23 protein-coding genes are annotated in these 23688 nt (G+C 38.0%); 13 read left to right on the top strand and 10 right to left on the bottom strand.

The features are described 5' to 3' along the window. Nucleotides 1-448: 448 nt before the first annotated feature. The 9 genes from GXK58_RS18065 (at nucleotide 449) to rlmH (ending at nucleotide 9812) form a co-directional block, all read left to right on the top strand. On the top strand, nucleotides 449-1897 hold the full coding sequence (locus GXK58_RS18065) for a peptidoglycan DD-metalloendopeptidase family protein (protein WP_160724569.1): 1449 nt from the start codon (nucleotides 449-451) through the stop codon (nucleotides 1895-1897). Between the two features lie 185 nt (nucleotides 1898-2082). Then, nucleotides 2083-2793, top strand: coding sequence for a response regulator YycF (gene yycF / locus GXK58_RS18060; RefSeq protein ID WP_160724568.1), 711 nt, complete (start codon nucleotides 2083-2085; stop codon nucleotides 2791-2793). Between the two features lie 7 nt (nucleotides 2794-2800). Next, nucleotides 2801-4633 carry a cell wall metabolism sensor histidine kinase WalK gene (gene walK, locus GXK58_RS18055; protein ID WP_160724567.1) on the top strand — a complete coding sequence of 611 codons (1833 nt, stop codon included), beginning with the start codon at nucleotides 2801-2803 and terminating at the stop codon, nucleotides 4631-4633. Continuing rightward, nucleotides 4630-5955, top strand: a complete 1326-nt coding sequence (locus GXK58_RS18050) for a YycH family regulatory protein (protein ID WP_160724566.1) — start codon at nucleotides 4630-4632, stop codon at nucleotides 5953-5955. The genes walK and GXK58_RS18050 overlap by 4 nt, the downstream gene beginning before the upstream one ends. After that, nucleotides 5942-6739, top strand: a complete 798-nt coding sequence (locus GXK58_RS18045; protein ID WP_160724565.1) for a two-component system regulatory protein YycI — start codon at nucleotides 5942-5944, stop codon at nucleotides 6737-6739. The genes GXK58_RS18050 and GXK58_RS18045 overlap by 14 nt, the downstream gene beginning before the upstream one ends. Nucleotides 6740-6745: 6 nt before the next feature. Next, entirely contained in the window at nucleotides 6746-7540 is a 795-nt protein-coding gene (locus tag GXK58_RS18040; RefSeq protein ID WP_160724564.1) for an MBL fold metallo-hydrolase, read from the top strand. A 166-nt stretch (nucleotides 7541-7706) separates the two neighbouring features. Then, nucleotides 7707-8939, top strand: coding sequence for a S1C family serine protease (locus GXK58_RS18035; RefSeq protein WP_160724563.1), 1233 nt, complete (start codon nucleotides 7707-7709; stop codon nucleotides 8937-8939). A gap of 133 nt (nucleotides 8940-9072) precedes the next feature. Next, on the top strand, nucleotides 9073-9231 hold the full coding sequence (locus GXK58_RS18030; RefSeq protein WP_160724562.1) for a CxxH/CxxC protein: 159 nt from the start codon (nucleotides 9073-9075) through the stop codon (nucleotides 9229-9231). A gap of 101 nt (nucleotides 9232-9332) precedes the next feature. Next, nucleotides 9333-9812, top strand: a complete 480-nt coding sequence (gene rlmH / locus GXK58_RS18025) for a 23S rRNA (pseudouridine(1915)-N(3))-methyltransferase RlmH (protein ID WP_160724561.1) — start codon at nucleotides 9333-9335, stop codon at nucleotides 9810-9812. Nucleotides 9813-10042: 230 nt separating this feature from the next. Here the strand turns inward: rlmH and GXK58_RS18020 are convergent, their stop codons facing one another. After that, the gene (locus GXK58_RS18020; RefSeq protein ID WP_160724560.1) at nucleotides 10043-10717 is read right to left on the bottom strand and encodes a trimeric intracellular cation channel family protein; all 675 of its coding nucleotides are present in this window, start codon (nucleotides 10715-10717) and stop codon (nucleotides 10043-10045) included. 385 nt (nucleotides 10718-11102) lie between these two features. On the opposite strand from GXK58_RS18020, the gene GXK58_RS18015 reads away from it, so the two are divergent. Beyond that, nucleotides 11103-11450 carry a DUF2294 domain-containing protein gene (locus GXK58_RS18015; protein WP_160724559.1) on the top strand — a complete coding sequence of 116 codons (348 nt, stop codon included), beginning with the start codon at nucleotides 11103-11105 and terminating at the stop codon, nucleotides 11448-11450. Nucleotides 11451-11707: 257 nt separating this feature from the next. On the opposite strand, the gene GXK58_RS18010 is transcribed toward GXK58_RS18015, so the two are convergent. The 3 genes from GXK58_RS18010 to garR all read right to left on the bottom strand — a co-directional run bounded on the left by GXK58_RS18010 (nucleotide 11708) and on the right by garR (nucleotide 15454). Then, nucleotides 11708-13027 carry a gluconate:H+ symporter gene (locus tag GXK58_RS18010; protein ID WP_160724558.1) on the bottom strand — a complete coding sequence of 440 codons (1320 nt, stop codon included), beginning with the start codon at nucleotides 13025-13027 and terminating at the stop codon, nucleotides 11708-11710. A gap of 93 nt (nucleotides 13028-13120) precedes the next feature. After that, complete coding sequence (locus GXK58_RS18005) at nucleotides 13121-14557, bottom strand: four-carbon acid sugar kinase family protein (RefSeq protein ID WP_160724557.1); 1437 nt, start codon at nucleotides 14555-14557, stop codon at nucleotides 13121-13123. A 3-nt stretch (nucleotides 14558-14560) separates the two neighbouring features. Continuing rightward, nucleotides 14561-15454 carry a 2-hydroxy-3-oxopropionate reductase gene (garR, locus tag GXK58_RS18000; protein ID WP_160724556.1) on the bottom strand — a complete coding sequence of 298 codons (894 nt, stop codon included), beginning with the start codon at nucleotides 15452-15454 and terminating at the stop codon, nucleotides 14561-14563. Between the two features lie 300 nt (nucleotides 15455-15754). Here garR and GXK58_RS17995 point away from each other — a divergent pair, with 300 nt between their 5' ends. Next, a complete protein-coding gene (locus GXK58_RS17995) occupies nucleotides 15755-16375 on the top strand; it encodes a GntR family transcriptional regulator (protein WP_160724555.1) in 621 nt (206 codons plus the stop codon). A gap of 60 nt (nucleotides 16376-16435) precedes the next feature. Here GXK58_RS17995 and GXK58_RS17990 read toward each other — a convergent pair whose 3' ends face one another. The 4 genes from GXK58_RS17990 to GXK58_RS17975 form a co-directional block, all read right to left on the bottom strand. After that, complete coding sequence (locus GXK58_RS17990; protein WP_160724554.1) at nucleotides 16436-17272, bottom strand: class II fructose-bisphosphate aldolase; 837 nt, start codon at nucleotides 17270-17272, stop codon at nucleotides 16436-16438. A 420-nt stretch (nucleotides 17273-17692) separates the two neighbouring features. Then, entirely contained in the window at nucleotides 17693-18472 is a 780-nt protein-coding gene (locus GXK58_RS17985; protein WP_160724575.1) for a putative protein N(5)-glutamine methyltransferase, read from the bottom strand. Nucleotides 18473-18725: 253 nt separating this feature from the next. Further along, nucleotides 18726-19193 (bottom strand): phage tail protein, encoded by a 468-nt coding sequence (locus GXK58_RS17980; protein ID WP_160724553.1) that lies wholly within the window; start codon nucleotides 19191-19193, stop codon nucleotides 18726-18728. Between the two features lie 14 nt (nucleotides 19194-19207). Next, nucleotides 19208-19687, bottom strand: a complete 480-nt coding sequence (locus GXK58_RS17975; RefSeq protein ID WP_160724552.1) for a GyrI-like domain-containing protein — start codon at nucleotides 19685-19687, stop codon at nucleotides 19208-19210. Nucleotides 19688-19798: 111 nt separating this feature from the next. On the opposite strand from GXK58_RS17975, the gene GXK58_RS17970 reads away from it, so the two are divergent. Beyond that, a complete protein-coding gene (locus tag GXK58_RS17970) occupies nucleotides 19799-20761 on the top strand; it encodes a helix-turn-helix transcriptional regulator (protein ID WP_160724551.1) in 963 nt (320 codons plus the stop codon). Nucleotides 20762-20798: 37 nt separating this feature from the next. Here the strand turns inward: GXK58_RS17970 and GXK58_RS17965 are convergent, their stop codons facing one another. After that, a complete protein-coding gene (locus tag GXK58_RS17965; RefSeq protein WP_160724550.1) occupies nucleotides 20799-21254 on the bottom strand; it encodes a staygreen family protein in 456 nt (151 codons plus the stop codon). Nucleotides 21255-21538: 284 nt separating this feature from the next. Beyond that, the gene (locus tag GXK58_RS17960; protein ID WP_160724549.1) at nucleotides 21539-22375 is read right to left on the bottom strand and encodes an AraC family transcriptional regulator; all 837 of its coding nucleotides are present in this window, start codon (nucleotides 22373-22375) and stop codon (nucleotides 21539-21541) included. Between the two features lie 238 nt (nucleotides 22376-22613). On the opposite strand from GXK58_RS17960, the gene yiaK reads away from it, so the two are divergent. Continuing rightward, nucleotides 22614-23630 carry a 3-dehydro-L-gulonate 2-dehydrogenase gene (yiaK, locus tag GXK58_RS17955; protein WP_160724548.1) on the top strand — a complete coding sequence of 339 codons (1017 nt, stop codon included), beginning with the start codon at nucleotides 22614-22616 and terminating at the stop codon, nucleotides 23628-23630. Nucleotides 23631-23688 lie beyond the last annotated feature (58 nt).

Genomic DNA, 23688 nt, shown 5'->3' with positions numbered 1-23688 from the left:
GTAGAGCAAAGGACTGAAAATCCTTGTGTCGGCGGTTCGATTCCGTCCTGAGCCATAAAAAGAAGAAGCTTGCCTATGCAGCTTCTTTTTTTTATGCACAAGCATCCCCTGCTTTATGGTGTTAAATAAATCCCCTCTATTTTTTTACAATAGTATTTTCCTTAATTTTCCCTTTTTTAGTAAAACTAGATCTACCACTCCAATATCAACCATTATAAGTATTTTTATCCTATCTTATTGATTACGAGCGAAAAAAAACTGTGATTATTTGACTACTAATGTTGTCTAATTATGAAAAATGTCAGCTGCTATACAATTATGTTACATTACTGAGACTATTAATCTATTCTATTAAAACTATGTTACAGTAATATTGGTCAAAAAAAGGATAAAATTTTTTCGAATACATATAGGTTTGATAACGTTTTATCAGTTTTGGGAGGGAAATATGTCACTTTTGAATAAAATCTCTAATACAAATAGATCATTAGTGCTTAAAACATCTATCATCACCGCAATAGCTGCATCAGTTATTGCCTTCAGCCATGGCTCTGGGGCACTGGCCTTAACATCGAATTCTACAGAGATCTACCATGTGTATTTAAATGGCACTTATATAGGAAATATAACAGATAGGAATGTGTTAAATAAGCTTATTGCTGAAAAGGTAGATCATGCGAAGAAGTCTTTTTCAGATATCGAGCTGAATATTGAACCTCAAGTTCAATATATACCGGAGCAAGTAATCCAATCGCAGGTAAATGACACAGAGACCGTTAGAAACTTTAATAATATCTTCCAGATAGAAACAGAAGCTGTGGCTATTGTAATCGATGGAACACCTGTTGTTTACCTTGATAATAAGGATTCAGCTGAAAAGGTCATTAAGAAGCTGAAACTGCAATATGTAACTGAAGATCAATTAAAGGAGCTTGAAGCGAGAAAGTCTCAAAAGGATGCCGAACTTCCGCCTTTAAAAGAAAACGAAACACGTCTATTAGATGTACGCTTATCAAAGGAAATTACTATTGAAGCAAAAAATATTGTACCGGAGAAAATTTTGACTGCTGATAATGCGGTGACATTTTTACAAAAAGGGACATTAGAGGAAAAGAAATATACGGTGGCACCTGGTGATGTTTTAGAAATCATTGCTCAAAACCACGGCATGAAAGTGGGAGACCTCTTAGCCCTGAATCCTGGTTTAACAGAGAAAAGCCTATTAAAAGTAGGGCAGGAAATCAATATAACAGAACTTAAACCTTTTGTTGACGTAATAGTTGAAAAAGAGGTCAAGCAAAAGGAAGATATCCCTTTTATCGATCAGATTATTGAGGACTCGTCCCTTCCTAAAGGGGAAAGCAAAGAAAAACAGGCGGGTAAGAACGGTGCTCGTATAGTTACCTATCAAATTGCTGAACAAGATGGTGTACCAGTTAAAAAGGATCAGGCAAGTGAACAAATTCTTACGCAACCTGTTAATCATGTCGTCATAAAGGGAACGAAAGTAATTCCTTCTCGTGGTGATGGCAGTTTTGCCTGGCCGACTGTTGGGGGCCAGATAACAAGCAAACAGGGTATGCGCTGGGGCAAAATGCATAAAGGTATTGATTTAGCAGGAACAAGTAATAAGACAATAAAAGCCGCTGATAATGGCGTGGTCGTATTTGCCGGCTGGAGCAGCAGTTATGGAAATAAAATAATTATTGATCATAATAATGGGTTCCGCACCCTATATGGACATATGTCTTCTCTAAGTGTTACAGAAGGACAAATTGTATCAAAGGGTACTGCCATTGGAATTATGGGTTCAACAGGTCATTCAACTGGAGTCCATCTTCACTTTGAAGTTTATAAAGATGGAAATCTGGTTAACCCACTGACATATTTACAGTAATCATTAGAGTCTCTAGGTCATTCTAGAGGCTTTTCTATGTATACCCAAAAAAATCTAATACCAAACTTGCCAATTGCTGCTGATAGATGAATTTATACTTAAACAATGGTAAAGTAAAATAGAATAGGTATGACTTTTAAATAATTTAATTTCGTATAGATCAATTGACCAAAAGGAGTAATGGTATGGAAAAGAAAATTCTTGTTGTTGATGATGAAAAACCAATCGCAGATATTTTGCAGTTTAACTTAAAAAAGGAGGGCTATGCCGTTTATTGCGCTTATGATGGCAATGAGGCACTTCAATTGGTGGAAGATATCCAGCCCGACCTGATTCTTTTGGATATTATGCTTCCGATGCGAGACGGAATGGAAGTTTGCCGGGAAGTCCGGAAGAAATATGAAATGCCCATTATTATGTTGACTGCTAAGGACTCAGAAATTGATAAAGTGCTGGGTCTTGAATTAGGTGCAGATGATTATGTAACAAAACCCTTCAGTACGAGGGAATTAATTGCCCGTGTGAAAGCAAATCTTCGCCGCCATAACCAAATTCTAGCTCAGCCTGATGCAGAAAATGACACGAATGAAATTGAGATTGGATCATTAATAATTCACCCTGATGCCTATGTAGTCTCCAAACGGGGTGAAACGATTGAATTGACACATCGTGAGTTTGAACTGCTTTATTATTTGGCTCAGCATATCGGTCAAGTAATGACTAGAGAGCATTTACTGCAAACGGTATGGGGCTACGATTATTATGGAGACGTCCGGACCGTCGATGTAACCGTCAGACGTTTACGTGAAAAAATCGAGGATAGCCCAAGCCATCCGACATGGATTGTGACCCGCCGCGGCGTTGGCTACTATTTGCGCAATCCTGAACAGGAGTAAGTTATTGATGAAAAAGGTTGGTTTCTTTCGTTCTATACATGTCAAGTTTGTCCTCATCTATGTTCTGCTCATTTTGGTAGCAATGCAAATCATTGGTGTTTACTTTGTCAGACAGCTTGAGGAAACATTGCGGACAAACTTTCAAACTTCCATTAAGCAGCGGGTAGATTTGCTTGCTTATAATGTGGTAGAAGAAATGAAAAAAGAAAGAAAGCCAGAGGATACCACACTTGAGGAAGATTTAAAGGGAATTCTTAAAGATTTTGATGCTGGTGATAATGATATATCAGAGGTTCAAGTGATTGAGAATCGTTCTTTAAAGATACTAGGCACCTCTCAATCCAGTAATCAGGGTGTTGTTGGTCAAAGGACGACCGTGCTTCAGGTAAAACAATCCATGGTACTAGAAGAAGATCAAAGTTCCATCAAGATTGATAAGAAGACGGGGCATCGAATTTGGGTCCTCTCGACGCCCATTAAATCAGGAAAAAGAGTAATTGGTGCCATTTATTTAGTAGCAAAAATTGAAAATGTCTTTGAACAGATGAAGACAATTAATGGGATTTTTGCTACTGGTACGGCCATTGCTTTATCCATTACTGCACTTTTAGGGATTTTGCTTGCTCAAACGATCACCCGGCCAATTGCCGATATGAAAAAGCAGGCCATGGCAATGGCCAAGGGAAACTTCTCAAGAAAGGTAAAAGTATACGGCCATGATGAAATAGGGACATTGGCGGTTACTTTTAACCATTTAACAAAAAAATTGCAGGAAGCCCAAGCCATGACAGAAGGAGAACGAAGAAAGCTTTCGTCCGTTCTGTCTTATATGACTGATGGGGTTATTGCGACGGATCGAAAAGGCAGGGTTATATTAATTAATGACCCTGCGGCAGAAATGTTGAATGTTTCACGTGAAACAGTCTTGTCTCAGCCGATTGTTGAGCTATTGGATTTGGATGATACCAATACATTTGAAGACCTACTTGAGGAAAATGACTCATTGATTTTGGATTATAGTACAAAAGCGGAGCGGTATATTTTAAGAGCCAACTTCTCAGTCATCCAAAAGGAAACCGGATTTGTAAATGGTTTAATTTGTGTCCTTCATGATATTACGGATCAAGAAAAGATTGATGCAGAAAGAAAAGAATTTGTTGCCAATGTTTCACATGAGTTAAGAACACCGCTTACCACGATGCGCAGCTACCTTGAGGCTCTTGCAGATGGCGCTTGGGCAGACCCTGAAATTGCCCCTAACTTTTTAGAGGTAACCAGGACGGAAACGGAAAGAATGATTCGTCTTGTCAATGATCTGCTTCAATTATCGAAAATGGACAGCACCGATTATAAGCTGTCAAAGGAATGGGTAAATTTCGTTGATTTCTATGACCGTATCATTGACCGGTTTGAAATGGCCAAGGAACAGAATGTAACATTTAAACGAAAGCTTCCGAAACAGGTGATTTTTGTAGAGGTAGATGAGGACAAAATGACCCAAGTGTTATACAACATCATTTCTAATGCTTTGAAATACTCTCCTGAAGGAGGACAGGTTACTTTTTCAATTAAAGAAAAAGAGGACAAAATCATCGTAAGTGTGTCCGACCAGGGAGTAGGAATTCCGAAAGAGAATATTGGAAAAATCTTTGATCGCTTTTACCGTGTTGATAAAGCTAGGACCCGTAAATTGGGCGGTACAGGTCTTGGACTTGCGATTGCGAAAGAAATGGTAAGGGCTCATGGCGGGGCGATATGGGCAACAAGTGAGGAAGGAAAAGGAACAAAGATCTCCTTTTCACTCCCATACGAGCGTTCTGAAGAGGATGAATGGTTATGAGATATGAAAATATTAAATCTGGAATTTTAACCATCTTAGTCTTGGTTAGTATCCTGTTAACCTGGAGTCTTTGGACATATCAGCCCAACTATGGCACGTTGGAAAAAAGCAAAACGTTGGAAGAGGTTACCGTAAGTGAGAAGCAGGAAGTAACAAAAATTGTGAGACCTGATCAAGTATTATTTCATGTAAAAGGGCAGCACTACGGGATTAATAATCCTACTGAGTTAGAGAAAATAACTAAGGTACTGAGCAGCTGGACCTTTTATGATGTGAAAAACTACTCTGATAAGGTGGAGAATTTGGCTAACTTAACCCATGGCAGCGGCAATACGGAGATTGTCTTTCCTGGTGATGTCCCGATTGAGTTATACAGTAGTGTATTAAATATTGAAGGGAGAAAGCTTCCTCCTTTCAATTTTAATCGGATTATTATTCATGAAGAGGATTTGGAAAAAGGTGATGGAACGGTTTATTTTGTTTCCACGGAAACACAGCAGGTCTATATTAGTCACATTTCTTCAAATAACTTAAATGAGTTTACCCGTCAGTATTATAGAAATGCGGCTAAATATCCAAAGTATTTCGCCTATAAGGCATCAGAAAAAAAGACATTCTTTCTTCCAGATGCCAATATGGAAATGACCACCTATAAGTTTTTGCCTAGAACTCTTAATTCTGATGATTTTAGAAATGCCCTTTTTGATGATCCAAGTTTTGTACAGAAAAGCTCTGTCCCATATGGGGAGGAGTATACAAATGATTCAAGTAAATTGACGGTGAACTATGATAGTAATATTCTGCAATATGTGAATCCGACAACAGATAATAGCTTTGTTGAAAGTTCTTATAACTTGGTCAAACGAAGTATTGATTTTGTCAATGAACACGGCGGATGGACAGATTCCTTTCGTTATGTGTCTAAAAATGAATCACAGCGCTCGGTGACCTTTCGTTTATATAGTATGGATGGATATCCTATCTTCAATAATCGGGGATTATCTGAGATTACCGAGGTTTGGGGACGTGATCAGATCAATAAATATGTCCGTCCCAATATTGCCTTAGACCTTCCATTAATCACAGAGACACAAAAGGTCTCACCTCTATCTGGGCATGAAGTGCTGGCCATTCTAAAAAGTGATAAGAACTTTAAGCCGGAACTTCTCGAAGATCTGGTTCTCGGTTATCGAATGGAAAGAGATGCTGAGGAGAATAAACTGATTTCCCTGGAACCAGCATGGTATTATCGCTATGATAAGTCTTGGAGTCAGTTGACACAGGAAGGCTTAGGAGGTGGACCTGTGAATGGATTGGAGTAAAATAAAAACTATATTTATTATTACCTTTTTGATTTTAGACGTGTATTTACTCTTTCAATTCATGAAGATACGTGATGCGAATAATTACGAGGTCATAACCCCGACTACTTTTGAAGATAAATTAAAAGCCGATGAGATTAAATATGTCGAGCTTCCTAAGGAACCGATAAAAGGCCAATATCTTAGTGCAAAGCCTAGGACATTTACCAAAGGCGATATTGTTAAATTAAAAGGACAAAGTGCTACTTCAGATGAGCCCAGTTCTATCCTAGCCATTACGCTGGATGAACCCATTCAGCTGAATTCTAAATTTGAACCTGCTGATCTTGCTCCTTTTATGAAAGAAAACATTCTTTTCGGTGATCAATATCAATATTGGGAGAAAAATGATAAAAAAGGTACGATCACCTATTTTCAGCAATATGAAAATGTCCCCTTATACGAAAATATTAATGGTATGATTATTTTTTATATAAATGAGGATAACCAGATTACTTCCTATCAGCAAACCTATTTAGAAGAAATGGACAAGCTGACAGAAAAGGAGGAAATTCTGCCTCCATTAAAGGCGATTGAAACCCTGCATCAGAAAGGTGTATTACAGCCTAAGAGTAAAATTACAAAGATCGAGCTTGGCTATTCAACGCTTATTCAATTGGCTGCATCCCAAGTATTAGCACCAACATGGCGCTTGGTGGTAAATGATAAGGAAAGCTTGTTTGTTAATGCGTTTGAAGGACAGATTATTGACTTTAATAGCGAGGAAAATAGTAAAGTGGAGTGAAGAAGTATGTCGTTACGATATAGCATCTTGGCAAGCGGAAGTACAGGGAACGCCTTGTATGTAGAGTCTGATGAACATTCCTTTTTAGTGGATGCCGGCTTTAGCGGAAAACAAATGGAATCTCTTTTTTCACAGATTGACCGCGATATCAGCAAGCTTTCCGGTATCTTCGTCACACATGAACACAGTGACCATATAAAGGGAATTGGAGTTCTCGCCCGTAAATACCATTTGCCTGTGTATGCAAATGAAAAAACATGGCGTGCCATGGAAAGTTCAGTAGGTGCAATCCCTACTGAACAAAAGTTTGTTTTTAATATGGAAACAGTAAAGAGTTTCGGTTCCATTGATATTGAATCATTTGGGGTATCCCATGATGCAGCAGAACCAATGTTTTATGTTTTTCATCATGCAGATAAAAAACTGGTGCTTATCACCGATACTGGCTATGTGAGTGACCGGATGAAGGGCACGATCTCAGATGCAGATGTGTATATCTTTGAATCTAATCATGATGTGCAAATGCTCCGGATGGGGAGATATCCTTGGAATACAAAACGCCGGATTTTAAGTGATTTGGGGCATGTTTCAAATGAAGATGCTGCCCTTGCCATGAGTGATGTCATAGGAGATAAAACAAAACGGATTTATCTTGCCCATTTAAGTCTTGATAATAATATGAAGGATTTAGCGAAAATGGCTGTAACACAAACATTAGAGGGCCAAGGATTAATTGTAGGCGAACAATTTGACCTATATGATACAGATCCAAAAACTCCAACCATTTTAACTGCTGTGTAATCTAACCGAATGGAGGCCTATTAGGGCCTCCATTTTTAATTTTGAACAAAATCGTAAGTTTTTAAACCATGCCGGCAAATGGTTAGAAATTTAAGGAAGAATGATTATAATTGTAAGTGATAGCTAAAATAGTAAATAGCAATTTTAGAAGAAAGGAATGGTGTATATGGGTTATTATGATGATCATACACAGGGACGTTACCGTGAGCAGAGAAGTAAACGAGGCAGTGTATTTCTTGCAAGCCTGACTGGGGCAATCATAGGTGCCATACTAGTGATCCTTGCCGTTCCAACTCTATCAAAGCAAGGAATATTGCCCTATAAACTAGCAGAAGATCAAAACCAGGCAGTTGAAACGGATACTAATAATGTGAAAAATGTGGTTGAAAAGGTATCCTATGATATGGAGACCGATACGACTAAAGCGGTTGAAAAAACAGGCGATGCAGTGGTTGGTATTAATAATATCCAATCGACAAACTTCTGGTCGGATAATAGTGGTTCATCTGAAGAGGCTACTGGAACCGGCTCAGGGGTTATTTATAAAAAGGAAGGCAATAAAGCCTATGTTGTCACGAACCATCATGTGGTAGAGGGAGCAACAAGGCTCGAGGTAAGTATGGATGATGGAACCAAGATTGCTGCTAAACTGCTTGGCAGTGATGTTTGGACAGACCTGGCTGTGCTTGAAATTGATGCAAGTAAAATTAAAAGAATCGCTTCATTCGGTAATTCTGACAGTCTAAAGATGGGCGAACCAGTAATTGCAATCGGAAATCCGCTGGGTGCCACTTTTTCAGGCTCTGTTACTCAAGGAATCATCTCGGGTGTGAAGCGGACGATTCCAGTCGATATCAATCAGGATGGTGTGGTTGACTGGCAATCAGAGGTCCTGCAGACGGATGCCGCGATTAATCCTGGTAATAGCGGTGGTGCTCTAATTAATATGGCGGGACAAGTCATCGGGATCAATTCAATGAAAATCTCCCAGGAGACCGTTGAGGGAATAGGCCTATCGATTCCAATTAATTCAGCGATTCCTATTATTGAAAACCTGGAGCAGTTTGGGATCGTTAAACGTCCATATATGGGCGTTGATTTAAAATCAGTAGAGGAAATTCCTGCGTATTATCAGGAGGAAGCTTTGAAACTACCTGATGATGTGAATTATGGAGTGGCTTTACGTCAAGTAGTACCGAATTCTCCTGCATCCCGAGCAGGATTACAAGAACTTGATGTAATCGTTGAAATGGATGGGGAAAAAATAAAGAATGTGATTGACCTCAGGAAGCATCTGTATCAGAAAAAGGAAGTCGGCGATAAGATGAAGGTCAAGTATTATCGTGAGGGTAAACTGAAAGAAACAACATTGACTTTGTCTTTAGAAAAGCTGGAGTAAACATGGTTAGGGAAAGTGAATCATTCACTTTCCCTTTTTCTTTTTGTGATAGAATAGATGAGGTCAAAAGTATGATAACAGTTAGAAAGGTCAAAATAATAGTAAATGATATGTTTGAAAGTGGGGAGAAAAAATGATTTATAGTTGTGAGGAGCATATTGATATTGCATTAGATGATATTGTGGATAAATATCAAACTTATCCAGTTTTATCACAAATAGCTGTGGATAAACAAGCGGAGACCTGTGAATACTGCGAAAATCAAGCTGTATATATGGTGGCGAACAAATGATTCCATACTAGATGTGGATAAAAATTGTGTATATGTGGATAACTATTGTGGATATCTTGTTTGTAAACTGTTTGTAATTAAGTTGTAAAGGGTTGTGGATTGTGAATATCTCGATCATAACGGTTGGTAAGCTAAAGGAGAAATATTTAAGGCAGGGAATTGATGAGTATTTAAAAAGATTATCTGCTTATGCAAAGATAGAGATTGTCGAGGTTGCCGATGAAAAGGCTCCTGAGGAATTAAGTGAGCTGGAAATGCAGCAGGTAAAGCAAAAAGAAGGCGAACGGATTTTGGCTAAGATCAGCCAGGATACATATGTTTATGCGTTGGCGATTCAAGGAAAGCTGCAGTCATCCGAGGAACTGGCGGATTCATTAGATAAGTTGGCTACATATGGGAAAAGTAAAATTGCCTTTGTGATTGGCGGATCACTTGGTTTGAGTAATGAAGTCATCAAGCGGTCAAATGAACAGCTGTCATTTTCACGGATGACTTTTCCGCATCAATTGATGAGGCTGATTTTAGTAGAACAGATTTATCGGGCGTTTCGGATTAACCGGAATGAACCGTATCATAAGTAAGTGAGGTTCTTAAGTAGAAAATTACTCTTATAGAATTAAAAAGATGTTTTTTGCTGCTCTCAACCATTGACGAAGTATAATTTCGAAAGTCCGAGCTAAGTGTCACTGGATAAATTTTTCTTTAGCACGTTGTTATAGCCCAGTAGGTTGACTACTGGGCCTAAATCTTTTTATGGTTTTTAAAGCTTAAATAGTAAAGTAATATTGATAAGATTTGGACAGGTAAATCTTTATTTGCTTTTTTCATAGATTGGCTTTTCTATGGATTTCCTACCTAGAAAAATACGTATCTGTGTTTTCCTACCCTTTTTATGATTGCAGGGCAGGTGGAGCCGCCACTGATAGCGAATAGCAGACATGCGTAATGCTATAACAATAAGGACAATCAGCGTTAACTGAATGGGGGTGTACCAACCCAGCCAAATACATATGGCACATAAAATCGTTAAAATTGCATGGATTTCTTCCTTTAAAGCAAGGGGTTTTCGGGCCGCGATGATGTCACGAATCATCCCCCCTCCAACGCCGGTAAACATCGACGCCAAGACCATTACGCCCAAATCATTAGAAAAAACCTCTTGGGCTGACATTGCTCCTTGAAGAGCGAAGGAAGCAAGACCAATGGAATCAAAAAATAAACTCCACCGCTTCCAATGATTAATCCACTTTAGCGGCAATAGTACGATGAATGTCAGCGTTATTAAAACTGTTAAAATGATGGAATGGTCCCAAAGCTCTGAAACAGGGACACCGATAATCAAATTTCGTACGATCCCTCCCCCAAAGGCTGTGGTTAAACCCAATGCGTAGACCCCAACAAAGGAATATTCTGCTTCAAGGGCTACAAAAGCCCCGCTTGCTGCATATGAAATAATTCCGATAAAATGAAGGACGATCCAAGACATTCCTTTAAAAACCTCCTGATATGAATAATTTATTTTCCTAATCTCTTCAGACGCAAATACGAACACTGGAAAATACTTTGCAATAGAGAAAAACATTATTTTCCATTTTTAAACAAAAAACTCCACCACAAGAAATCGTCTCATCAGACGACAGTTTGTGGTGGAGTAATCAATTAGCATTGCCTACTAATAAATCATTCCATTGGAAATAATAAATAGAGTTCTAACAAAAAGTTTTATTAGGGCTCCATCAATAAAATTTGTCTAAATTTTGTCCAACGGCATTGATTATACTCCTCTCAACCAGAAAAACAAGACAAATTTAGGACAGGTTGAATTTTTTGTAGACTTTGTTGTATAGTATCGAGTTGTTAGGAGGAGAGACGTGGGGAAAAAGGAAACAGCGTTTAATGATATTGTACGGAAAATGCGGAAAGAGATTTTTGGAAAGGGACCGGAGCGAATTTTTACTCACTTTGTGGATAATATGGCTATCACAACCATGTATGGTATTCTAACTCCGACAGAAAAATTTATTGCACAATCTCAAGAGGGTAAAAAAGTAATTCATAGTGCCCGAACCGAAATGATTCGGGATATATATAAGCAGAAAATACCTGAGGGAATGGAGGAAATCGTAGGTTCAAAACTGCTTCATTTATTTTCGGATGCAAAGATTGAAGAGGATATTGCTGTATCTGTATTTATTTTTGAAAAAACGATTGAGTTATAACCATGTGGTTTTTTCAAATAAAACAGAGCAACAATCAATGCCAAAAACAATTATTTAGATGATACTATTTGTTATTGGTGTTTATTCTATTAATTTGTAAAATATTTTAGATATGTCATGGGGAACCTTATCAAAAGTAAAATGAGGTTTCTTGAATTAAAATAATGTAACACTAACAAGTAACTGACAAAATTTTGAATACAATGATATTCTTTATGAAAAAAAGGCATTGTTCCGAAGAACATTGCCTTTTTAGATTATATAAACATATCCAGGATTAGGACGCCAGCAAGTCCAACTAAGGAAATAATGGTTACCATGATAGACCATGTTTTAATAGTTTTTCCGATTGTTAGGTTAAAGTATTCTTTGTAAATCCAGAAACCTGCGTCATTTACGTGTGAGAAGGTAACGCTTCCCGCACCAGCAGCTAATACCATCAATTCTGGGCTTGCACCTGCGGAAGCGACAAGCGGTGCAGCGATACCTGCTGCTGTCATACTTGCTACAGTTGCAGATCCTACTGCAACTCGTAGAATCGCTGCAATCAGCCAAGTTAAAAACAGCGGTGAAAGGTTCGAACCAGCCATAAGATCAGAAATATATTTATCAATGTGGCTATCAACAAGGACTTGTTTGAACGCACCACCGGCAGCAATGATTAAGAGAATCATCCCGATACCGCTTACAGCATCACTAAGGGATTTCATAATTTCCGGCATCTTTTTACCGAGATTTAAACCGAAAGTAAAGATAGCGACAATGACTGAAATTAATAGGGCTATATTCGCATTACCGATAAAATCAGTAACCGGAGCAATTGCTGATTTAGGAGCAAAAATTTCTACGATTGCTTGTAATCCAATTAAAATAACTGGTAAAAGAGCTGTGAAAAGACTAACTCCAAATTTAGGAAGTTCTGCTTCTTTGAATTCCTTAGGATTAAATAGTCCTTTTGGAATTTCAATTTCTAACGATTCTTTTTTAAATAATTTTGTATAAACGGGACCTGCAAGAACAAATGCAGGTATTGCTATGATGATTCCGTAAATCATGGTGATACCGATATTTGCACCAAAAACATCTGCAACTGCCGTAGGGCCAGGGTGAGGAGGTACAAATCCATGCATGGTAATCAAAGCCGCAATGACTGGCATACCAAGATATAGAACTGGGACTCTAGCAGCTGTTGCAATGGTAAATACTAATGGGATTAAAACAACAACCCCAGTTTCAAAGAATAAAGCAATTCCAACAATGGCAGCGGTAACAACAGCAGCCAACTGAACTCTCTTTTGACCAAAAGCCTTAATTAATGTTGTGGCAATTCGCTGCGCACCGCCAGAATCGGTCATCAACTTACCAAGGACAGCACCAAAGATAATAATCATGGTAAGATGTCCAAGTGTTCCACCTAAACCAGCTTCGATGGATTCGATTGCCTTAAGAGGTGTCATTCCTTCTAGGACACCTACCACTAGTGCAGAAATAATTAATGATACGAAAGCATTTAATTTTGTGCCCATCATTAATACTAATAACAGAGCAACCCCTATAATAACCGAAATTATTGGCATTTTTTCTCCCTCTCCCCTTCATAAAAAACGGCCAGCCTCCGTAAGGAGTTACTTAGATAGTGTTTACTCCATACGGAGAGGCCAAACCTTTGATTACTTCTTACTTAACATTTCTACAACTTCTCTTAAATCTGTTTTTGTCCCTACATTCCCTGGGAAGATAACATAGGATATTCCCGGGAACTTGCTTTCGCTGCCTGTTGTCCAGACTGGAATTCCTGGTCGAATTTGGCCAGCTACAGTAGCTCTTTTCACTTCAAGACCGTTTGTTCCCACATCACTAGATGTAATACCGCCTTTTGCGATAATAAAGGAAGGTCTTACTTCTAACCGTTTTACGATACTTGTAACAGCATCGGAAATTTTTACAGAAAGCATTAATTCTTCTTCTTTTTTGTCTTCTCCGAGATCCAATCTTTCTCTTCTTGTATAAACCGCAACATTTTTTCCTTGAATAATAAGCTTATTGGTCGTTTCTACAACTCTAGCAAGTTCTTTCTCGAACTTCTCGGGTTCTAGTACAAGATGAACATTGAATTCAATAAATTCAACGGTATCCAATTTTTTAAGCTCTTCAAACTGTTCTGTTGTCTTTTTTACATGTGAACCAATAATGACTAACCCGCCATGGTTGGTGTCTTCACTCATAATTTCCTCGCGGGTGAGCAGGTTTTTATCGCTTACTCCTCCGATCACTTTCGTAAGAGCAGCTGCGCTTCTGAACATAAAGTTCTTTCCTTTATTCATAGCTCTAATTAAAGCAATGGTAAAGATTTTCACATCCGCATAATCCACGGCATTTACAATGACTTTATTAAAATCTCCAACATTGAGAAGCTGTTGTTCAATTGTTTCGATATCTAGTGCACGCAGGCTTTCAAGCGAAATATACGTCATATTTTCAGCTTTATATTCACCGTTAGATTTTTCTTCGGCCCACTCGCCTAAATGTGATTTGGTATAGCCAAAGGTACGGTCTTTCGCAAATTCTGTTTCCCCTGCAGGAACTAGATACTCATCATATTGAACATAGTGTATATTATCAATTGTGAAGCGTCCGCCTTCTTTAAAGAAGGGAAGGATTACTTCACCATCAAATCTGTTATCGGAGCTTGCTTCAACCGTTTCTTTTAACACTTGGGTTTCTAGCGGATAATGGCCTCTTAATGTTGAATCACCACGGCTGATAATCGTAAATTCACGATTGTTTCTTTTCGCAGCTTCCACAATATTAGCAGCAATTTCTTGATGCGCTTTTGTAGTTTCTTCAGCTGTAAATCCACGTGAATTTGTTAAGATAAAGAACATCGAGTTATCCTCTTGGAACCCTTTTTCGATACTGTCTAAAGACCAATCTGTATAAACTGAAATTCCATGGACGGTTTGAACACCGGTTGGATCATCATCGAGTACGATGATTTTTTTATTTAAATTCTTAAGTTCTTTCTCAATCATTTCATTTACAAGACTTGTATCAACAGAAGGGATCTTGCTAAAAACTTCTTCTACTAATCTTTTATTTGAACTCATTGATTAGAACCCCTTTACTTCAACATTTGCTAGTTTTTCATAGTATTGAACGATACCGCCGTGGTCATCCATTAATTTTCCATCAACTTTTAATGCATGGAAGATTTCTAATAGATGGCTTGATAATGGAAGCGGTACGCCAATTTCATGAGCCGTATCCATTACGTTTGTAATATCTTTCATATTGATCGCAATCGTTCCGCCTGGTGCAAAGTTTCTTTCAAGAATTAATGGAACTTTTGCATCAAGCACTGCACTTCCTGCTAATCCGCCTCGAATTGCTTGATACATTTTCTCGATATTAATTCCAGCTTTGGCTGCTAATACAAGCGCTTCTGAAATTGCCGCAATGTTAAGGTTTACAATGATTTGGTTAGCTAATTTGGCAGTAACTCCGCAACCGCTATCCCCAACTAATGTAACCGCACTTCCCATATCGAATAAAACTGTTTTTGCTGCTTCGAATACGTCTTCCTTACCGCCAACCATGATAGCTAAAGTACCATCAATTGCTTTAGGTTCACCGCCGCTGACAGGTGCATCCAAGAAGCCAACGCCTTTTTTTGCCGCTTCTTCGGCAAGTTCAATCGAAACAGCAGGGGTAATGGAGCTCATATCAATAATGATGGAGCCTTCTTTTGCTCCTGCTAAAATTCCATTGTCGCCTAAAATAACAGATTGTACATGCTTAGATGCCGGAAGCATAGTAATAATAATTTCACTATTTTCTGCTACTTCTCTTGGTGAACGTGCTTCCGCTGCACCCGCTTCCAATAATGTTTGTACTGCTTCTTGGTTAAGATCATTAACTGTTAATGTATGTCCTGCTTTAATAAGGTTTAAAGCCATAGGTTTTCCCATGATTCCTAGTCCGATAAAGCCAATTTTTTTTGTCATATTGTGTTCCTCCCAATGCATTATGTTATGAAAAGCCGATAACCCCTTGAAAAATGTTTTTCCCAAATGATAGAACCATCCGCTTTGGAATTGAAAGATTGTAAGCAATCGCTTACTCTTATGTTTACGGTTTCATTGTATACTAAAAAAATTTTTTTGTATACATTTTTTGTCGAATTTGTGTACATTTATTTAATTTTCGTATACTTGGTGAGCTTTTACTTGTTCCTCTATAATGATTTTTATAAAATAATTTGATACTATGGATGTAATTAGAATTGTAAAACTGGGGTGAAATTTGTGCTTGAAAGTAACAGCTCACGACCGGCGTATCATCATTGTTATGAAATTCTCCGCGATAAAATTTTAAATGGTGAGCTTCCTGGCGGTACTAAGATCGGCGAAGAAAAAATTGCTGCTGAGCTTGGCGTCAGCAGAACACCGATAAGAGATTCGATACGGAAATTAGAATATGAAGGACTAGTCGTTAACAAGAGAGTGGTAAATCCAACGGAGAAGGATTTACGAAATATGTTTAATGTACGGATCCTGTTAGAAGGGTACTCAGCAAGATGTGCGGCTAACTTTTTAAAAGAAAATGAAATTAAAAAACTATACGAGTATGTGGAGATTGGCAGAAAGGGCACGAAAGAAGAAATCATGTCTGCCAATGAAAGTTTCCACAATGATATTGTGAAGGCGAGCAATAATCCTGTCATGATTGATATCATTGATCGGATGCAGGCGATTATTTATTTGTTTAGAAAAACGGTTGTTATCTATAATCGTCCACATCTTATTGATGAGCATGAAGAAATTTATGAGGCAATCAAGGCAAGAGATGGTGAAAAGGCTGAAATTCTGATGAAAAAACATTTGGAAACGGACTTGAATTTTTATCTGCATGTTATGAGTAATTGAAACCATTGAATGGATAAAAAAAATTGCCCTCGGTAAATTCTGAGGGCAATTTTTGTTCTGTTATTTTTTCGTTAACAAACGGATAAATTTCGTCATGACTGGCTCCATTGCTCGCTGCATTTCTGCCATGATGGTAGATAGATGGGCCATTTGTTTGTTTTTAGCATATTTTTCAAGGTAAGAGACCGCTGCCATGGAAACCTCTGTATTGACATTTACTTTACAGATTCCTAATTCGATTGCTCTTGTTAGAACATCATCAGGTGTTCCTGAACCGCCATGCAGAACAAGCGGGATGCCAACCGCATCACGAATCTTTTCTAGCAGAGACAAGTCGATTTTTGGTTCGCCCTTATACATTCCATGAACTGTTCCAATCGCAGCAGCTAAAAAGTCAACGTTTGTTTCAGCTACGAATGCCTTAGCAGATTGTGGATCCGTTAAAGTCCCATCGCCTTCTTCTTCATCTGAGAATGCTCCCCTTGCCACAGAGCCGATTTCTGCTTCAACAGAGACACCTGCCATATGGGCAATTTCTACAATCTCTTTGGTAAAATGGATATTTTGTTCAAGATCATATTTCGAACCATCGTACATCACAGAGGTAAAACCAGCTCGAATTGCCCGAATGATGGATTCTTTTTCATAAGCATGATCAAGATGCAGTGAAACGGGAACTTTTACTTTTTCCGCCATTGCTTTGATCATGGCAGAAAAACCTTCAACATCTACTGTAGGAAAATAACGTTCTCCTAGAGCAATAATCACGGGTGTACATTCCCGCTCGCTTACTTGGATAGCAGCTTGGGCTGTTTCTAAGTTATATACATTAAAAGCTGCCACAGCATATTGTCCTTGTTGTGCCTGTGTTAAAATTTCTTTTGTATTCACTAACATTATTGTATTCTCCTTATTTGATAGATTTAAGTTGAGAATATTGTATACAACTTTTTGTTTTTTGTATACAGTTTATTTCGATTTTAAATACTATTCGTTTTCCGTCACCGCTTCGAAATAATAGATATCACTAAGCTTAATACGGCCAACTTTATCATTTGGATATCGGAGTACAATGAGGTTTTTCAGAATCCAGCTTGTTTAAGGAAGTAAATTATAGTTTTAAATTTGTTGTAAAAAACAGCTGGTTAAATAGGGGTGGTGAACCGTATCATAAGTAAATGATGTTTTTTAGGGAAACAGAAAAACACCGGTCCATAATAGGACTGGTGTGGGAAAGTATGAACGATGAAGGCAACCTATCCATAAGTAACCAAAGAATCTAAAGTATTGTAAAAGGATTTGTTTCTCGTGTAATTTCTAAAGCGGATTGGTCCCAATTACGATAGTAGAGTCAAACACATCGCAGTGCACTAACCGTGGCATTAGTCCATATTGAGAGAAAATTTCAACGGTCTGGGGTGCCTGCATTTTGCTCGTTTCAATCAATAAGTGTCCTCCTGCGGTCAGCCAAAGAGTTGCCTCTTTTGCTACTCTTCGCTGAATATCAAGTCCGTCAACCCCTCCATCAAGTGCCACCTTCGGTTCATGTAGACGAGCTTCTTGGGGAAGCAGCTTTATTTGGTCGGTAGGCACATATGGTGTATTCGCTATTAGGATGTCTACCTTCCCACGAAGAAAAGAGGGAAGAGGCTTATAAAGGTCACCTTCATATACTTGACCACCCAGGCTAGTAACATTTCGGATAGCACAGCGCACTGCAGTAGGGTCAATATCGGTTGAATACAACTCAATCCAACCAAGAGCTTTGGCAATCGCTACACCAATTGCGCCAGAACCGCAGCAAACGTCAACAACTTTAACCCCAGGCAGAGACAAACTAACCGCTTGATGGACGAGAAACTCGGTACGACGGCGTGGGACGAAGACTCCAGGTTCTACTGCTATATTGTGTCCACAGAACTTCGCCCAACCAAGGATATATTCAAGTGGAGAACCAGCTATTCGATTATTGATCATAGCGGTGAGGTTATCCAATGTCCGCGCCTCAGATATAAGAAGCTCGGCCTCTTCTTCAGCGAAAACACACCCAGCAGTCTGGAGCTTTTTGATTATACTTTTTTTAATTTGGCCATCAATAAGAAGCTTCGTTCCTATAAAAAACACCCACCTTTAAAACAGCTATTTTAAAAAGTTCTTTAAAGATTGAGAAAGTCCTTCTTTTAACCAAACTACATTCAGGTGAAGAAGCAAAGACTAGTTATTGAGAGAGTAATGACGCATGTTTAAAAGCTGCCGCCTAAACAGGTGAGAAGAACCTTACCTAAGTTATAGGATGTCTGCATAAAATCAACAGCACCCTCTAATTTGATGAAGGGGTGCTGCTTGGTTATTAATATTCTCCTTTAATTACAAAAAACGAGCCACGAATGGTTCCAGCCAATTTAGACTTTTGCCTGGCAAATTTGAACTTCCCTTCTAACTCTTTTGGGACCTCCATCCCCTCAGAAAGCTTAAAACCAACAGCTCGTTTAGGTTTAGGCCCATCAACCGTATACAGGACGTTGACCTCAAGACCATCCTCATAAAAAACGAAGGCCCAATTGATATTTTCCACTTGAAAACGGGATGTTTCTAAAGGTTTAGCTGCAAATTCAATATCACGTTCTTCCTTTAAAATGCGATTAACATAATCAAGGGTCTCAGAGGACTCACTAGCTGGAACAACCGAAAATTCATGCTTGTATTTGTTCATAAAGTAACGTGCTTCATTTGCACGTAAACCAGCAAGTGTTTCTGCTGTTGGTGAAGACTCTAAGCCAACCGTAGACACATTTTTAAAATCAACGGTATAGGACATTTCCTTTCCTCCTTTTATTTTTTAACCACAGGAATCCACATTTCACCATAGACTAAGCCGTTTCTCTGTCCCATCTCAACGGATGTATTTGGACCGCCGACATAGACAAAATTCTTTGCCTCTGGCAAGACTTGACCAAAGGCAATACCAGTGAGCATATTACTCAACACCTCAGCTGTTTCTGCTTCTCCTTTAACAACCAAGTATTCTCCTTTAGGAAATTGAATTATTCTGGATGCTTCAGGTAATGATTCCTTTGTCATGACACCGGCATAATGCATCATCTTGTTATTTACTGCTTCATTTACAGCAAAAATGTAATCATTTGTGGACACGGCTTTTAACATCTCAAGTCTTCCATCTTGTTTGAGAGCTGACCAAAAGTCTGTCTTTTCCTTTGTGATTCCAGCATAGTCTGTGTAGTGGCTCTTAAGCTCAGTTCCAATACCTAAAACGGTAAAGCTATCTTTTTCTTCTAGAGTATAATTTGTCATATTCAAATCATCCCTTTATTAAAATTTTGTCAAATGGTTTTATCTCTTCATTTGATAGGTTTATAATAATCTTTAACTATGTCAAAAAATGATACTGTTTAGGAGATCCCGATGAAAAAAGTTGAACGGATCAATATTATCATGCGGTATATCAATAACCGGTCCCACTTTACCATTTCTGAGATTATGCAGGAATTTAACATCTCTCGTTCGACAGCTATTCGAGATATTCGAGAAATTGAAGCAATGGGGATGCCGCTTGTCGCTGAAGTTGGAAGGGATGGCGGTTATTTTGTCATGAACAACTCTGTCCTGCCTACAGTCCGCTTTACCGATAATGAGGTCAAGGCTCTTTTTATCGCGTTCATGGCCACGCGAAATCAACAACTTCCCTATCTAAAGAGTCGTCAGTCTTTAGCTGAAAAATTACTGGGCCTCATCTCAGAAAACCAGCAAGATGACCTTGTTCTTTTAAATCAAATCTTGTTTTTTGAAGGGACTAACCCCAATAATCCCGATTTGCTTGAACTGTCAGATCTACCGCACCCCATGTTAGAAAAGCTTATCCAACTCCTTCTTTTGGATCGCCATTTGTTGATTACCATCGAAGAAGAGAAGATGATAAAGTCTTTTCCTATTTACCTCTTGAATCTTTATAACCAAAAAAGCCTTTGGCTAATTGATGGCTTAGACATAAAGGAAGAAAAGAGGGAGATTTATCAAGTTGACCATCTCATCAATGTTGAACCTTTTCCAATGAAGAAAAGATTAAATAAGAAAAAAATTTTAGAAAAATTAAGCAGCCAAGAAGGAGAAATCAACCTTGTCCTTGAACTGGGTCCAAAGGCGATTAGCCAGTTCAGAAAATACCATCCATTGAATGTTTCCATTTCCTATACGAATCCTTACCAAACAACAGCCATTTTAAAGACTTTTATCAATGTTAATATTTCAGAAGAATTAACCGAAATGACAAATTGGCTTTCTTTCTTAGGTGGGGATATTAAGGTCAGGGAAGTACCAAAGGAAGTCTTAGAAGTTTTACAAGAGAGATTATTCCTATACTGTCCATAATTAATACGGTTAAACCTGGGCTTTACATCTTAGATAATTATCTGTATGAAAAATGGCGGAAGGGCCCCCAACTTTCTTGTCTAGCAAACTGAGGATAGGCCGATATAAAGTTAACTATTATTAAAGATTGTTCCAGACTAGGGTGCACGTCGAATAAGAACCTATCCCCGTATTGAATAGCTGTTAATGCAAGTGGTAGTTCCCGTTTAAATATTTCATTGCGTTTTGCAGATACATTTATATTATATTCACCTTGGTCTATATATAAGAAAACATAAAAGTACAGAGAATTTTCATTTTGTTTCCATACCCCTAATACATCATCTCTATTAGGATTGATATTTTCCCAGGCATAACGACTTCCAATTGTTAAAAATAAATTCCCAGTAAAATCAGAGTGAGTGAGTGTGTAACATCTTGGGATAACAGGTTCCGTAGCAGTAACGCCACTGCTGTATGCCACAAATAGTTTTTCTGGATTAAAATTGCTCAAGCAACCAACTCCAATCGGCCAGTTTTTTAATAAATATGTTAATTCTCATTTGTTCATTCGTGGACAGCCATACCTTTATAAACAACAAGGCTGATCCAAAATTAAATTTTGAGTCAGCCTTTTAGTGTTGAAATTTAGAGTGCATGTTAACAGTTGTATGAATTATTGTTTCCAATTCTTTTACCTGGAAGTTATAAGCTTCAGCGAAGCACTCTCTCTTGGCTTGAGCGTGCATTAACGACTTAAATTATTGCTCTAAATCCATGCCCTTAATTATTCTTAGTTTAAATATCAATCTTAACAAATTGTGAGGGATTTATCCCCTCGTGTTTTTTAAAGCATTTGCTGAAATAAAAAATATCATTAAAACCAACCATTTGTGCTGTATCTGAAACTGAAAAACCATCCATTAATAAATCTTTTGCCTTATTTATTCGAATAGCAATGAGGTAGGCGATTGGAGGTTTTCCTGTTATCTCTTTAAATATATTTCCAAAGTAGGATAGGCTAATGCCTAAACTATCGGCAATTTCCTGCAGCTTTATCTGGGAGGAATAATGTTCAGTCATATAATTAATAGCATGATCAATTTTGCGTATTTTATCGTAATTGAAATGATCGTTAAACTTCCACTGGAAAAGCAATGTAAGTATTTCCATAAACATAGCCCTTCCCCTAGTCATTTTATTATGATTTCCGGACAGCCAAGTCTTTGCGAAATTAGAAAATAAATCTATTAGTCTTGAAAAGAGAAAATCATCATGGATATTCTCAACAGATGCAAAGGGAAGATTTATATCTAAATACTGCCATTCGTTATTTTTAAGGACCGGACATGTATATAGAAAATCTACTGTAAAGCATTTCATTAATTTATCCTGGAAAGTGGACCCTAATCGAAAATCATGAGGTTTAAAGTAGATCAAGTCCCCTTTGGAAATCCTATATTTTCGGTTATTACAAGTTATTTCAGCCTCTCCATCGTAAACCAATATAAGATTGTGTTTATCGAATATTTCATTCCCTTTAAACTTCCAATTTGGAGTGCATTCACGGTTAGCAACATACGTGAAGTGTACAAACATATTCTCCAATATATCTAATTCAGAAAGTTGTTCCATTTGTATCACTCTCTTTTTCATAGTGAAATAGTACAAATATAATTAAATTGTATATTTGATTTCTTATCAAAATGTAATACATTTATTTCAAGTAAAACCTTATATAAATTTATTTGCAAGGGAATTTTCCACCATTTGTCTGTATTTAAGTAGAAATAAATAATTGAAAAAGACAAATGAGAATCCAGAAAGATAGATAAATAAATAAAGATGATATCAATAAAAGGAGGACAACAAAATGAAAAGGGTATCATTTGAAAAAATGAAGGAAGAGATTACACGTGTATTAGTAAAAAAGGGCTTTTCACTCCACCGTGCACAAGAAAGTGCGTTATTATTTACGGAGGCAAGCTTGGATGGCGTATATTCACATGGTCTGAATCGAGTTCCGCGTTTTGTTGATTATATTGAAAGAGGATTAGTGGATATTCACGCTGAGCCAACGAAATTGGATAATATCGGGTTAATTGAAAGATATGATGGTAACCTCGGACCTGGAGATTTAAATGCAAAGTTTTGTATGAATCGGGCGATGGAGATTGCACGTGAAAATGGTATGGGACTGGTTACAATTAAAAATACCCACCATTGGATGCGTGGAGGAAATTATGGCTGGCAGGCAGCGAATGCCGGATTTATTGGAATCTGTTGGACAAATACAGAATCATGTATGCCGCCATGGGGTTCGAAGGACATGAGAATCGGGAATAACCCATTGGTTATGGCAGTTCCAAGAAAAGCAGGAAATATTGTATTGGACATGGCCATGTCCCAGTTCTCTTATGGAAAATTGGAAGTAACTAGATTGAAAAATGAACTGCTTCCTATTGATGGAGGATTCGATAGCGAGGGGAATTTGACAAGAGACCCGGCGGAAATTGAAAAATCCATGCGCATATTGCCCACAGGTTATTGGAAAGGTTCGGGTCTATCTATCCTTTTAGATATGATTGTAACCCTTCTATCGGGCGGGCTATCTACTAATAAAATTGATGGGGAAAAACCAGCACCCGGGATATCATGTTATAAGGCCTCACAAGTGTTTATTGCCTTTGATCCGATTAAAATCTCAGGGCAGGCCTTTATTGAAAATGCAGTAAATGATGCAATTGACTATTTACATCTAACTGAGCCTGCAGAAGAAAATGAAAGGGTTTCCTATCCTGGGGAAAGGACAGTAAAAACGAGAAAAGAGAATTTAGAAAAAGGAATTCCTGTTAATGAAGCCATCTGGCAAAAAATATTAGACATGTAATATCAATGAAGGGGTTTAACTTTTTATTCCCTATATGAATCTCAGCAAAATTTGTTAG

Source organism: Bacillus sp. USDA818B3_A (assembly GCF_009928415.1).
GTDB lineage: Bacteria > Bacillota > Bacilli > Bacillales > Cytobacillaceae > Neobacillus.
This window is presented reverse-complemented; position numbering and strand designations above follow the sequence as displayed.